General features: G+C 64.0%; 12 protein-coding genes. 6 read left to right on the forward strand and 6 right to left on the reverse strand.

Going from position 1 to position 12,283, the window contains the following annotated elements:
* Positions 1 to 13: 13 nt before the first annotated feature.
* The 4 genes from bioC to bioB form a co-directional block, all read right to left on the reverse strand.
* A complete protein-coding gene (bioC, locus tag BLT86_RS16260; protein ID WP_231976547.1) occupies positions 14 to 874 on the reverse strand; it encodes a malonyl-ACP O-methyltransferase BioC in 861 nt (286 codons plus the stop codon).
* Entirely contained in the window at positions 867 to 1,589 is a 723-nt protein-coding gene (locus BLT86_RS16265) for an alpha/beta fold hydrolase (protein ID WP_092378078.1), read from the reverse strand. The genes bioC and BLT86_RS16265 overlap by 8 nt, the downstream gene beginning before the upstream one ends.
* Entirely contained in the window at positions 1,582 to 2,751 is a 1,170-nt protein-coding gene (bioF, locus tag BLT86_RS16270) for an 8-amino-7-oxononanoate synthase (RefSeq protein WP_092378081.1), read from the reverse strand. The genes BLT86_RS16265 and bioF overlap by 8 nt, the downstream gene beginning before the upstream one ends.
* Positions 2,752 to 2,838: 87 nt before the next feature.
* Entirely contained in the window at positions 2,839 to 3,897 is a 1,059-nt protein-coding gene (gene bioB, locus BLT86_RS16275; protein WP_092378084.1) for a biotin synthase BioB, read from the reverse strand.
* A 340-nt stretch (positions 3,898 to 4,237) separates the two neighbouring features.
* Here bioB and BLT86_RS16280 point away from each other — a divergent pair, with 340 nt between their 5' ends.
* From BLT86_RS16280 to rarD, 5 genes are all read left to right on the forward strand, one after another.
* Entirely contained in the window at positions 4,238 to 4,531 is a 294-nt protein-coding gene (locus tag BLT86_RS16280) for a hypothetical protein (RefSeq protein ID WP_017675774.1), read from the forward strand.
* A 43-nt stretch (positions 4,532 to 4,574) separates the two neighbouring features.
* Positions 4,575 to 5,315: a ComF family protein gene (locus tag BLT86_RS16285; RefSeq protein ID WP_092378087.1), complete on the forward strand. Its 741-nt coding sequence runs from the start codon at positions 4,575 to 4,577 to the stop codon at positions 5,313 to 5,315.
* A 61-nt stretch (positions 5,316 to 5,376) separates the two neighbouring features.
* The gene (locus tag BLT86_RS16290; RefSeq protein WP_003463837.1) at positions 5,377 to 6,141 is read left to right on the forward strand and encodes a TOBE domain-containing protein; all 765 of its coding nucleotides are present in this window, start codon (positions 5,377 to 5,379) and stop codon (positions 6,139 to 6,141) included.
* Between the two features lie 140 nt (positions 6,142 to 6,281).
* Positions 6,282 to 7,256, forward strand: a complete 975-nt coding sequence (locus BLT86_RS16295; RefSeq protein ID WP_003463838.1) for a serine/threonine protein kinase — start codon at positions 6,282 to 6,284, stop codon at positions 7,254 to 7,256.
* A gap of 347 nt (positions 7,257 to 7,603) precedes the next feature.
* Positions 7,604 to 8,497 (forward strand): EamA family transporter RarD, encoded by an 894-nt coding sequence (gene rarD, locus BLT86_RS16300; RefSeq protein ID WP_092378089.1) that lies wholly within the window; start codon positions 7,604 to 7,606, stop codon positions 8,495 to 8,497.
* Between the two features lie 295 nt (positions 8,498 to 8,792).
* Here the strand turns inward: rarD and BLT86_RS16305 are convergent, their stop codons facing one another.
* Positions 8,793 to 9,311, reverse strand: coding sequence for a glycine cleavage system protein R (locus tag BLT86_RS16305; RefSeq protein WP_092378092.1), 519 nt, complete (start codon positions 9,309 to 9,311; stop codon positions 8,793 to 8,795).
* A 33-nt stretch (positions 9,312 to 9,344) separates the two neighbouring features.
* The gene (locus BLT86_RS16310) at positions 9,345 to 9,794 is read right to left on the reverse strand and encodes a GNAT family N-acetyltransferase (protein ID WP_092378095.1); all 450 of its coding nucleotides are present in this window, start codon (positions 9,792 to 9,794) and stop codon (positions 9,345 to 9,347) included.
* A gap of 304 nt (positions 9,795 to 10,098) precedes the next feature.
* Between BLT86_RS16310 and BLT86_RS16315 the strand changes: the two genes are divergently transcribed.
* On the forward strand, positions 10,099 to 12,276 hold the full coding sequence (locus BLT86_RS16315) for a malate synthase G (RefSeq protein WP_092378098.1): 2,178 nt from the start codon (positions 10,099 to 10,101) through the stop codon (positions 12,274 to 12,276).
* Positions 12,277 to 12,283 lie beyond the last annotated feature (7 nt).

Below are 12,283 nucleotides of genomic sequence, written 5' to 3' on the forward strand. Positions count from 1 at the left end.
GCGAGGCTCGCGCCTATGAAGGTTTCTGCAGCACGCCGTACACCACCTGATAGGTCGCCGGCAGCCCTTGAGGCAGGCGAAAACACTCGTAAGCCTCGATCAGCGCACGAATGCGTGAGCGCCCGGTCAATCCGCCCGGTCGCCCCGGATTGAGGTTGTGCGCGCCGAGGTCCTTGAGTGAGGTGGTCAGGCTGCGCAGATCCGCGAAGTGCAGCACCTCGGCCTGACGCTGTAGCGTCAGCGGCTGTAGGCCGCTTGCCGCGCACAGCTGCTGGTAATCCTCGAAGCGGCGAAAACGATTGACGTGGACGAAACCATCGACCGCCAGCCAACTGTCACGCAGCTCCTGCAGGGTACCGACGCACAGGCTGGAGAACGCCAGCACACCACCGGGGTGCAACACCCGCTGCGCTTCGCTCAGCACGCGCGGGAAGTCAGCGCACCATTGCAGCGCCAGGCTGGAGAACAACAGCTCGACGTTGTCGCTCTGCAGCGGCAGAGCCTCGGCATCGCCAGCGATGAAATGTGCAGCACCGCCCTGCGGGCGGGCGTGGCGAAGCATGCCCTCGGCGATATCCACAGCCAGCCCTTCGCCTTGTGCAAAACGCTCGGCCAGGGCTCGGGTGAAATAGCCCGTGCCGCAGCCCAGGTCCAGCCAACGACGTGGCCGCAGCGAGGTCGGCAACCGCGCCAACAGTTGGGTGCCGACGTTGCGCTGCAGCTCGGCCACTGCATCGTAACTTTCCGCCGCGCGGGAAAAGGACGCCGCGACCTGACGTTTGTCCGGCAACGCCGCATCACCGTAGGGTGCATCGTGCGCACCAAGGGATTGGTAAAGCGGGTCCGTACCACGTACCCCACGCAGCTCAGACATCGTTGGCCTCGCAGATGAAATCGAGCATCAAGGCCGCCAGAGCATCCGCCTGGTCAAGTACGAAGGCGTGACCACAGTCTTCCAGCACGTCCACCTCACCCGTTGGCAGCAGCGCCAGCAGCGCGTCACCGGCCGCCGCCGGCACCAGAGCGTCCTGCTCGGCCAGCAGGTGCAATTGCGGCCCGGTGAAAGCCGCCAGCGCCGCGCGATTGTCGAGAGTCGCCAGCAAGCGCAGCCCGGCCAGCAAGGATGGCTCGTCGCTGGACGCCAGATGGTTCTGCAGCTGTCGTGACAGACCGCGCGTGTCGGCGCAGCCTTGGGCACAGAGCATGGCGAAGCGTTTGAGCGTAGCGCCGGCGCTCTCCTGGCAACCCTCATAGAAGGCTGCGTAGGTCTGCGCTGGCATTGCCGTCGGCCAGGCAGCGCTGGCGACGAAACAGGCGTTACTGACCAGGGTGATCAGGCCACGGCAACGCTCGCCACGACGTGCCGCCAGGGCAGCGGCCAACATGCCGCCGAGCGACCAGCCGGCCAGCCAGCAATCATGTGGCAAACGCGTATCCAGCTCGTCGAGCCAATCGGCCGCTGCCGCACTGCTCAGGCGCGGCAAGGCCGACACCTGCACCTGCATATCGCCACCCAGCGCCTTGGCCAGCGGCTGCAGCAAGGCGCCGTCCAGGCCCCAGCCCGGCAATAGAATCAGCGTCTCACGCATCGGTCTGCACCTGCGGCCAGCACTCGGCAAGCGCTTCGAGCAGCAGCTCGAGCTGCGCATCGCTGTGCGCAGCGGACAGCGTCACGCGCAAGCGGGCACTACCAGCAGGCACGGTCGGCGGGCGGATGGCGCCCACCAGCAGGCCGCGATCCTTGAGCAGGGACGAGAGTTTCAGCGCCCGCGCGCTGTCGCCCACCAGAATCGGCTGAATCGGCGTGGGGCTGTCCATCAGGCTCAGGCCGATTTCGGCAGCGCCCTGACGAAAGCGTGCGATCAGTCGGTTCAGATGCTCCCGACGCCAGTGTTCACTGCGCAGCAGCTCCAGGCTCTGCAGCGTGGCGCAGGCCACCGCTGGCGGCTGACTGGTGGTGTAGATGTAGGGGCGAGCGAACTGGATCAGGGTCTCGATCAGTTCCTCGCTGCCGGCAACGAAGGCGCCGGCGGTACCAAATGCCTTGCCCAGCGTACCGACCAGCACCTGCACGTCATCCTGGCCCAGACCGAAGTGCTCGACGATACCGCCGCCGGTAGCGCCCAGCGGGCCGAAGCCATGGGCGTCGTCGACCATCACCCAGGCCTGCGTGGCGCGCGCCTCGGCACACAATGCCGGTAGATCGGCCAGATCGCCGTCCATGCTGAACACGCCATCGGTGACCACCAGACAGTTGCCCGTAGCCTTGCGCAGGCGGTTGGCCAGGCTCACCGCATCGTTGTGCAGGTAGCGAGAAAAACGCGCGCCGCAGAGCAGGCCGGCATCGAGTAGCGAGGCGTGATTGAGACGGTCCTGCAGCACGCTGTCGCCCTGCCCGAGCAAGGCAGTGACGACCGCCAGGTTGGCCATGTAGCCGGTGGAGAACAGCAACGCACGCGGCCTGCCGGTGAACTCGGCCAGTGCTTCTTCAAGTTCATGGTGCGGCGTGCTGTGGCCGATAACCAGATGCGAAGCGCCGCCACCGACGCCCCATTTTTCCGCGCCGTGCTGCATGGCGCGGATCACTTCGGGGTGGTTGGCCAGGCCGAGATAGTCGTTGGAACAGAAGGCCAGCAGCTCCTGATCGTCCGCGCGCACCTGCGGCCCCTGCGGGGTCTGCAACAGCGGGCGTTGGCGGAACAGATCGGCGGCCTGACGCTCGGCCAGGCGCGTAGCAAGATCGAAGCTCATGCACGTTTTCCGTAGAAGCGAGCGTCGCGAGCGAAAACCAGGACAGGAGGTCATTCGCGAGCAGAGCTCGCTCCTACATAAAAGGAATCAGGCCGACGCGGCGTTGTAGAACAGCTTGGAATCGCGCTGCTCGACCAGCGCCTGCTCGATGGCCGCCTGGTGCACCTCATCGGCATGCTCTTCGCGCTCTTCGGGTTTGATGCCAAGACGCTTGAACAGGGCCATGTCCTTGTCCGCCTGCGGGTTGGCGGTGGTCAGCAGCTTCTCGCCGTAGAAAATCGAGTTGGCGCCCGCCATGAAGGCCAGGGCCTGCATCTGCTCGTTCATCGCCTCGCGGCCGGCAGACAGGCGCACGTGGGACCTGGGCATCATGATCCGCGCCACGGCCAAAGTGCGGATGAAGTCGAACGGGTCGACGTCCTTCTCCTCGGCCAGCGGCGTGCCCTTGACCTTGACCAGCATGTTGATCGGCACGCTTTCCGGGTGCTCCGGCAGATTCGCCAGCTGGATCAGCAACCCGGCGCGGTCATCCACCGACTCACCCATACCGAGGATGCCGCCGGAGCAGATCTTCATCCCCGCCTCGCGCACGTAGGCCAGGGTCTGCAGGCGCTCACCGTAGGTGCGTGTAGTGATGATGCTGCCGTAGAACTCCGGTGAGGTGTCGAGATTGTGGTTGTAGTAATCCAGGCCTGCGTCAGCCAGCGCCTGGGTCTGCTCCTGATCGAGGCGACCAAGGGTCATGCAGGTTTCCAGGCCGAGCTTCTTCACGCCCTTTACCATTTCCAGCACGTAAGGCATGTCCTTGGCGGACGGATGCTTCCAGGCCGCACCCATGCAGAAACGCGTGGAGCCGATGGCCTTGGCCTCAGCGGCAGCCTCCAGCACCTTCTGCACTTCCATCAGCTTTTCCTTGTCCAGGCCGGTGTTGTAGTGGCCGGACTGCGGGCAGTACTTGCAGTCTTCCGGGCAGGCGCCGGTCTTGATCGACAGCAGGGTCGAGACCTGCACGCGGTTCGGGTCGAAGTGCTGGCGATGGATGCTCTGCGCCTGGAACAGCAGGTCGTTGAACGGCTGCTCGAACAGCGCGCGAACCTCGGCGAGGCTCCAGTCGTGGCGGGTGGTGATTGCAGCGGTTGCGCTCATCTGAGAAGTCCTTCGACGCTTGGTGGCATCTGTTGTCAGGCCCACACGGGGCATTCAGGCTTTGGCCATCATAAGTGGCGATTGGATGCTGTCAACCACAACAAAGACACAGGTTTACATATGATCAATTATTGACCAATAGAACTTATGTCATGGCACAAGGCCAAATGCTTACCAGGCCGTTGAAAAACGTAGGCGAGGCAGCCAGTGCAAGGCAAAAACAGGCGAAAAAGCGGAGTTTACGAACTGTAAATGAGCATTTTGAGCCTGTTTTTAACGCAGCAATGGCAACGCAGGTAGTTTTTCAACAGCCTGTTACCCCTCCAACAGGATGTTCTGCATGCAAGTAGAAGGTTTTTTCGAAGGACTCGGCGAAGCGCTGGGCCGTGCCATCCGTTTCATCGTCGATATGCTGTCCGGCGTGCTGGGCGCCATGGCCGACGCCATCGACGACTTTCTCCAGGGTATGGCCAGGGCCATTGGCATGGACGTGTCGATTTTCAGCATCATCCTGCTGATCATCGGCCTGCTGTTTCTGTTCAGCGGCGCTCGTTCACTGTTGCGCGGCTCGATCATCGGCGGGGTGATCTGGCTGTTTCTCGGTCTGATCGTAATGGGCTGGCTCATCCGCTGACGCTGACTAAACTTCAGGCACCACTGCTCATGGACGAGCCGCCATGCCTCCGTTTGACCTCACCGTTCTGCAACGCCTTGCCTGGTTACGCCAACGGCGCCATTGCCAGCTCTGCGACGAAACCACCGATCACCCCACGCACAGCATCTGCACGGCTTGCGAATCCGAACTGCCCTGGCTCGGGGCGCAATGTCAGATCTGTGCGGTGCCATTGCCGGCACACGGCATGATCTGCGGCGCCTGCCAGAACAAGCCGCCGAGTTTCAGCCGTGTGGAAGCGCCCTGGCGCTATGCCTTTCCCGTCGACAACCTGATCACCCGTTTCAAGCACCAGGCGCAATGGCCGCACGGTCGTCTGCTCGCCGAACTGCTGGCTGAACACCTTAGCCATGCCTATGACGAAGGCCTGCCACGACCACAGGCGCTGCTGCCAGTGCCGCTGGCCCGCAAGCGTCAGCGACGACGCGGCTTCAATCAGGCACAGATGCTCGCCGACTGGCTGGGCGCCAGCCTCCACCTGCCGGTGCAACATGAATGGCTCCAGCGCCGCGTCGATACACCCGCCCAGCAAGGGCTGGATGCCGCAACGCGCAAGCGCAATCTGCGTCAGGCCTTCAGCCTGGAACTGCAAGCCAAGGTCGCCGGCGCTCACCTGGCGCTGGTCGACGACGTGCTCACCACCGGCGCCACGGCGGGCGTGCTCGCCCACCTGCTGCGTCGCGCCGGCGCCCTACGCGTCGATGTGTATTGCCTGGCACGCACGCCACGACCGGGCGATGGCTGACTTGACGCGCCAGGCGCAGTCACGCACCTTGCCCGACATTCTCCCTGGCCACGCCTGAACCATGTCGCAGCTCGATTCCATCGCCCAATTGCTCAGCCGCCGCCCGAAACGCCTGGCGCTGCTCGAGCAGATTGCCGAACAAGGCTCCATCACCCGCGCCGCCAAGGCCGCCGGGCTGAGCTACAAGGCCGCCTGGGACGCCATCGATGAGTTGAACAACCTGTCCGAGCAGCCACTGGTCAGCCGCAATGTCGGCGGCAAAGGTGGCGGCGGTGCACGCCTGACACCCGCTGGCGAGCGCCTGCTGGCACTGCAACAACGCCTGCAGGCGCTGCAGGTGCAACTGCTGCAGGCCGCCGGTGACGACGCCGACCTGGAGCTGCTCGGCCGCCTGATGCTGCGCACCAGCGCGCGTAACCAACTGACCGGCCGTGTGCGCGCGATTCACGCCCACGGGCACAACGATCTGATCGACATAGAACTACCAGGCGGCAGCCACCTGCAGGCGCAGATCACCCATGACAGTACGGAAAACCTGCAGCTGAGCGAAGGCAGCAGCGTGGTCGCGCTGATCAAGGCTGGCTGGCTGGAATTGCAGCCACTACAGGCTCCCCGTGCAGAACAGCACAACGCACTCGAAGGCCGTATCGAACAGATTCTGCCGGCCAGCGATGGCCCCAGCGACGTGCGCATCAGCCTGCCTAATGGTCAGACCCTGTGCGCCCTGCTCGAATCCGCTCACCTGGCCGAGCTGGGCCTGCGCGTCGGCGATCCGGTGCGCGCGCAGTTCGCCGCCAGTCAGGTGCTGCTCGGTACGCAACTGTAGGGCGGGTGCAACCCGCCAGTCATTTCAGCGGCGGGTTGCCCCCGCCTTACTGCAAGACTAATAACGCCAACGGCGGGTTACACCCGCCCTAGGTTTAGCGCAAGCCGGTAGACTGGGCGCCCACTCACGCGGAGCCGCTCATGAGCCATCCCTTTTCCACCCTCACCCCGGATCTGGTGCTCGATGCCGTGGAGAGCCTTGGCTACCTCAGCGACGCCCGCGTATTGGCACTCAACAGCTACGAGAACCGCGTCTATCAAGTCGGTATCGAGGATGAAACGCCGCTGATCGCCAAGTTCTATCGCCCGGACCGCTGGAGCGATGCGGCGATCCGCGAGGAGCACAGTTTCAGCGCCGAGCTGGCCGAGCATGAGGTCCCGGTGGTAGCGCCCCTGGCGCGCGATGGCGAGACGCTGTTCGAGCACGGTGGCTTCCGCTTCGCCCTGTTCCCGCGCCGGGGCGGCCGGGCGCCGGAGCCGGGCAACCTCGAGCAACTGTACCGCCTCGGCCAGTTGCTCGGCCGCATGCACGCCATCGGTGCCAGCCGTCCTTTCGCTCATCGCGAAACCCTGGCGGTGGACAACTTCGGCCATGCGGCCCTGGCCTCTCTGCTCGACGGCGGCTTCGTACCGCGCAGCCTGCTGCCCGCCTACGAGTCGGTAGCGCGCGATCTGCTCGCCCGCCTCGATGAACTGTTCGCCCGCGTGCGCTATACGCCGATTCGCCTGCACGGCGACTGCCACCCAGGCAACCTGTTGCACCGCGACGACGCCTTTCATGTCGTCGACCTCGACGACTGCCGCATGGGCCCGGCGGTGCAGGATCTGTGGATGATGCTGGCCGGCGAGCGTCATGAGCGCCTCGGCCAGTTGGCCGAACTGGTCGACGGTTATCAGGAATTCCATGACTTCGCCGCCCGCGAGCTGCCACTGATCGAGGGCCTGCGTGCCCTGCGTCTGATGCATCACAGCGCCTGGATCGCCCGCCGCTGGGACGACCCGGCCTTCCCCCTGGCCTTCCCCTGGTTTACCGGTGAACGCTACTGGGGCGACCAGATTCTCGCCCTGCGCGAACAGATGGCCGCACTGGATGAAGAACCGCTGCGGCTGTTCTGAGCCGATGACATCCGGGACCGCAGTTCCCGGATTGCATCCGGGCTACGCACTGAAGCTTTCGCGGCTGAAGCGGAATGCCGCCCAGCCGCTCCTACAGATGTTCACCGGCCCCGTAGGAGCGGCTTCAGCCGCGATGCTTTCGGTTCCATCCCAGGGCTCCGGATTGCATAAGGGTTACCAGCGACCGCGCCCCCCGTATGACCAATACAGTTGCGCACGCCGCGTAAAGTTTGCCTTACGACTTTGCCGGCGCTTCGGTATACGGAAAAGCTGAACGAACAGACAAGCCCTGAAGCAGAGCGCTAGAATTTCGCGGCAACCGTTAGCTGCCTAACCAAGGATTCTCGATGGCTACCGCCAACCCGCAACGCGGGTACGTTCTGGGCCTTACCGCCTACATCATCTGGGGCCTGTTCCCGCTCTACTTCAAAGCCCTGCAAAGCGTCCCGGCGATGGAAATCATCGTGCACCGCGTGCTCTGGTCCGCGCTGTTCGGTGGCCTGTTGCTGCTCGTCTGGAAGCACCCTGGCTGGTGGCGCGAGCTGCGCGACAATCCCAAACGCCTGGCAGTGCTGGCCGGCTGCGGCCTGCTGATCGCGACCAACTGGCTGGTGTACGTGTGGGCGGTGAACAATGGCCGCATGATCGAGGCCAGCCTGGGCTACTACATCAACCCGTTGATCAACGTGTTGCTCGGCCTGCTGATTCTCGGCGAGCGCCTGCGCCGCCTGCAGTGGCTGGCCGTCGCTCTGGCCGCGCTGGGCGTGCTGCAGCAGCTATGGCAGGTCGGCAGCCTGCCCTGGGTGTCGCTGGTGCTGGCACTGACCTTCGGTTTCTATGGATTGATCCGCAAGCAGGCGCCCGTGTCGGCACTGCCCGGGCTGGTGGTGGAAACCTGGCTGCTGGTGCCGGTGGCGCTGGTCTGGCTGGCTCTGCACCCTGCGGCGATGAGCAGCCAGGCAAGCTTCTGGACCAGCAGCGAAGCACTGTGGCTGGCAGCCGCCGGGCCGATCACCCTGGTGCCGCTGGTGTGCTTCAACGCCGCGGCGCGACATCTGCCCTACACCACGCTGGGCTTCCTGCAATACCTGGCTCCAACCCTGGTACTGCTTCAGGCCATCCTGCTGTTCGATGAACACTTCTCGCCGAGCGCCCTGCTGGCGTTCGCCTGCATCTGGGCCGGGCTTTTTGTATACAGCCTGGATATCTGGCTGAACCTGCGCAAGCGCTCGAACGGTTAACCCGGCGGTGCGCACGGCGCACCCTACGATTCCGCGCCGAGCATCCTCGTAGGGTGCGCTGCGCGCACCGGCTTCTCTTTCACTGAACAAAAAATATCCATCCACCGCCAGGCCGCGCCAGCCTTGGGTCGGCGCCTGTCACCCCCGGCTTATCCACAGATCCATCCCCGACATTTGTGCACAAACCATTGATCCTGCTGCATTTTTAGCCAGCCAATGAAAAACCCCGGGGCACTAGGCAGTGCGCCGAGGCTCCCCAGTTTATCCACAGGCTGATCCACGCATACCGTGGATATCAATCCTCAGCGCGCAGATTCAGCTCCACCATCAGGTCATCGGCCAGGGTTTCCAGGCGTGCCTGCAATTGCTCCAGCGCCAGCGTTTCCGGCACGGCCAGCAGTGCTTCGGCGGTGAACAGCAACTCGCCGCTCATCGGCGCTGGCGCCACCTCGGTCAGCAGGCTCTCCAGGTTGACACCCTGCTCGGCCAGCACACGGGTGATATCACGGACGATACCGGGTCGGTCATTACCCACAAGCTCCAGACGAATCGCAGTGAAACGCCCGCCCGGCTCGCTGCCGCTGGCCGCCAGCTGCACACGAATACCCTGTGCACTGAGCGCTTCGAGCGCCTTGATCAGGCCGCCGTGGGCCTCGGCCGGCACATCCACCCGCACGATTCCGGCGAACTGCCCGGCCATGCGCGCCATACGGCTCTCCAGCCAGTTGCCACCATGATTGGCCACGCAGCCGGCCAGACGCTCGACCAGACCCGGTTGGTCCTCGGCAATCACCGTCAGTACCAGATGGTCCATGTACTACCTCACTCGTTTACAGGATTGGGAAGGTCAGCCGCGTAGCGACAACCAGTAAGTGAAGAACTGCTCGTCACGCACGTAGCCAAGACGCTGGTAAAGGCGCTGGCCGGCCAGATTGGTCTTCGCCGTCTCCAGTTGCAGACCGCAGGCGCCGGTCGCCTCGGCATGCACGCGGGCGGCATTCATCAATGCCTCGCCCATACCCGAGCGGCGGGCGCGTTCGTCGACATACAGATCACTGAGCAACCAGGCCGGTTCCAGCGCCAACGAGGACTGAAAGGGATAAAGCTGCACGAAGCCCTGCGCGGCGCCCTGCTCGTCGCGAGCAATGAACAGTTGCGAATCACCGCGCTGCAGGCGCTGGCCAAGAAAGCTGGCAACTTCCGCCGCCTCCCGCGGCACTTGGTAGAAGCGTAGGTAGCCGACGAACAGACGGGTGAGATCAACAAGGTCAGCAGCAACAACAGCGGATACCGTCATGGCAGGCTCCGGAATGACTGAAAGGCAGTATAGGCGAGGTGGCGTAGGCCATATCGGCGCACTTGTCAGCAGCCAACTCAATTAATCGTGTACGATTTTTTCTTATTTTGTGGAACAATATCGCACTTTTATGCACGCAAAGAGCACTAAATGTGACCATAAATAGTCTTTTGGTCGCAGACTGACGCTACCCCGCTGCATTTACCCAGGATCTTGATGTAGTATGCCGCGCTTTGGACTACAAGACGGAAAACCCGTCTCCAAAGCGGCTATTGAGTAGAGCTCAGAGAGAGTGAGGCAAGTGATGACTGAACGCGTTCAAGTCGGCGGCCTGCAGGTCGCCAAAGTCCTGTACGACTTCGTGAACAACGAAGCCATTCCCGGTACCGGCATCGCTGCCGACCAGTTCTGGGCCGGTGCCGCTGCGGTCATCAAGGACCTGGCGCCGAAGAACCGTGCCCTGCTGGCCAAGCGCGACGAGCTGCAGGCACAGATCGATGCCTGGCACCAGGCGCGCAAGGGTCAGGCCCATGACGCCGCTGCCTACAAGGCCTTCCTCCAGGAGATCGGCTACCTGCTGCCGGAGCCGGAAGACTTCCAGGCCACCACTGCCAATGTCGACGAAGAGATCGCCCGCCTGGCCGGCCCGCAGCTGGTGGTGCCGGTGATGAACGCGCGCTTCGCCCTGAACGCCTCCAACGCCCGCTGGGGCTCGCTGTACGACGCACTCTACGGCACCGACGTGATCAGCGAAGAAGGTGGCGCCGAGAAGGGCAAGGGCTACAACAAGGTCCGTGGCGACAAGGTCATCGCCTTCGCCCGCGCCTTCCTCGACGAGGCCGCGCCGCTGGCTGCCGGCTCGCACGTCGACTCCACCGGTTATGCCATCGTCGACGGCAAGCTGGTCGTCGCCCTCAAGGGTGGCAGCAACAGCGGCCTGCGTGACGATGCGCAACTGGTCGGTTTCCAGGGCGAGGCCAGCGCGCCGATCGCCGTGCTGCTCAAGCACAACGGCCTGCACTTCGAAATCCAGATCGACGCCTCCAGCCCGATCGGCAGCACTGACGCCGCCGGCGTCAAAGACGTGCTGATGGAAGCGGCGCTGACCACCATCATGGACTGCGAAGACTCCGTCGCCGCCGTCGATGCCGATGACAAGGTGGTGGTCTACAAGAACTGGCTGGGCCTGATGAAAGGCGACCTGGCCGAGGAAGTGTCCAAGGGCGGCAGCACCTTCACCCGCACCATGAACCCGGACCGGGTCTACACCAAGCCGGACGGCTCCGAGCTGACCCTGCACGGCCGCTCGCTGCTGTTCGTGCGCAACGTCGGCCACCTGATGACCAACCCGGCCATCCTCGACGCCGAAGGCAACGAGGTTCCGGAAGGCATCCAGGACGCACTGTTCACCAGCCTGATCGCGGTGCACAACCTGATCGGCAACACCACGCGCAAGAATACCCGCACCGGCAGCGTGTATATCGTCAAACCGAAGATGCACGGCCCGGAAGAAGTCGCCTTCACCAGCGAAATCTTCGCCCGCGTCGAGGATGTGCTGGGCCTGGCCCGCAACACCCTGAAAGTCGGCATCATGGACGAAGAGCGTCGCACCACCGTCAACCTCAAGGCGTGCATCAAGGCTGCCAGCGAGCGCGTGGTGTTCATCAACACCGGCTTCCTCGACCGCACCGGTGACGAGATCCACACTTCCATGGAGGCCGGCGCCGTGGTGCGCAAGGCCGCCATGAAGAGCGAGACCTGGATCGGCGCCTACGAGAACAACAACGTCGACGTCGGCCTGGCCACCGGCCTGCAGGGCCGTGCGCAGATCGGCAAGGGCATGTGGGCCATGCCGGACCTGATGGCCGCCATGCTCGAGCAGAAGATCGCCCACCCGCTGTCCGGCGCCAACACCGCCTGGGTCCCCTCGCCGACCGCCGCCACCCTGCACGCGCTGCACTACCACAAGGTCGACGTGTTCGCCCGTCAGGCCGAACTGGCCAAACGCACCCCGGCTTCGGTGGACGACATCCTGACCATCCCGCTGGCCAAGGACACCAGCTGGTCAGCAGAAGAAATCCGCAACGAGCTGGACAACAACTCGCAAGGCATCCTCGGTTACGTGGTGCGCTGGATCGACCAGGGCGTGGGCTGCTCCAAGGTGCCGGACATCAACGACGTCGGCCTGATGGAAGACCGCGCCACCCTGCGCATCTCCAGTCAGCTGCTGGCCAACTGGCTGCGCCACGGCATCGTTACCGAAGCGCAGGTGGTCGAAAGCCTCAAGCGCATGGCACCGGTGGTCGATCGCCAGAACGCGGGCGACCCGCTGTATCGCCCGATGGCTCCGGACTTCGACAACAACGTCGCCTTCCAGGCCGCGCTGGAGCTGGTGGTCGAGGGCACCAAGCAGCCCAACGGCTACACCGAGCCGGTGCTGCACCGCCGTCGTCGCGAATTCAAGGAAAAGAACGGCCTGTGATTCGCCT

The organism is Pseudomonas sihuiensis, assembly GCF_900106015.1.
GTDB lineage: Bacteria > Pseudomonadota > Gammaproteobacteria > Pseudomonadales > Pseudomonadaceae > Aquipseudomonas > Aquipseudomonas sihuiensis.

Bases quoted from the DNA above. Each gene is read 5' to 3' on its own strand.
- bioC (WP_231976547.1), bottom strand. From the start codon at position 874: ATGTCTGAGCTGCGTGGGGTACGTGGTACGGACCCGCTTTACCAATCC.
- BLT86_RS16265 (WP_092378078.1), bottom strand. From the start codon at position 1,589: ATGCGTGAGACGCTGATTCTATTGCCGGGCTGGGGCCTGGACGGCGCC.
- bioF (WP_092378081.1), bottom strand. From the start codon at position 2,751: ATGAGCTTCGATCTTGCTACGCGCCTGGCCGAGCGTCAGGCCGCCGAT.
- bioB (WP_092378084.1), bottom strand. From the start codon at position 3,897: ATGAGCGCAACCGCTGCAATCACCACCCGCCACGACTGGAGCCTCGCC.
- BLT86_RS16280 (WP_017675774.1), top strand. From the start codon at position 4,238: ATGCAAGTAGAAGGTTTTTTCGAAGGACTCGGCGAAGCGCTGGGCCGT.
- BLT86_RS16285 (WP_092378087.1), top strand. From the start codon at position 4,575: ATGCCTCCGTTTGACCTCACCGTTCTGCAACGCCTTGCCTGGTTACGC.
- BLT86_RS16290 (WP_003463837.1), top strand. From the start codon at position 5,377: ATGTCGCAGCTCGATTCCATCGCCCAATTGCTCAGCCGCCGCCCGAAA.
- BLT86_RS16295 (WP_003463838.1), top strand. From the start codon at position 6,282: ATGAGCCATCCCTTTTCCACCCTCACCCCGGATCTGGTGCTCGATGCC.
- rarD (WP_092378089.1), top strand. From the start codon at position 7,604: ATGGCTACCGCCAACCCGCAACGCGGGTACGTTCTGGGCCTTACCGCC.
- BLT86_RS16305 (WP_092378092.1), bottom strand. From the start codon at position 9,311: ATGGACCATCTGGTACTGACGGTGATTGCCGAGGACCAACCGGGTCTG.
- BLT86_RS16310 (WP_092378095.1), bottom strand. From the start codon at position 9,794: ATGACGGTATCCGCTGTTGTTGCTGCTGACCTTGTTGATCTCACCCGT.
- BLT86_RS16315 (WP_092378098.1), top strand. From the start codon at position 10,099: ATGACTGAACGCGTTCAAGTCGGCGGCCTGCAGGTCGCCAAAGTCCTG.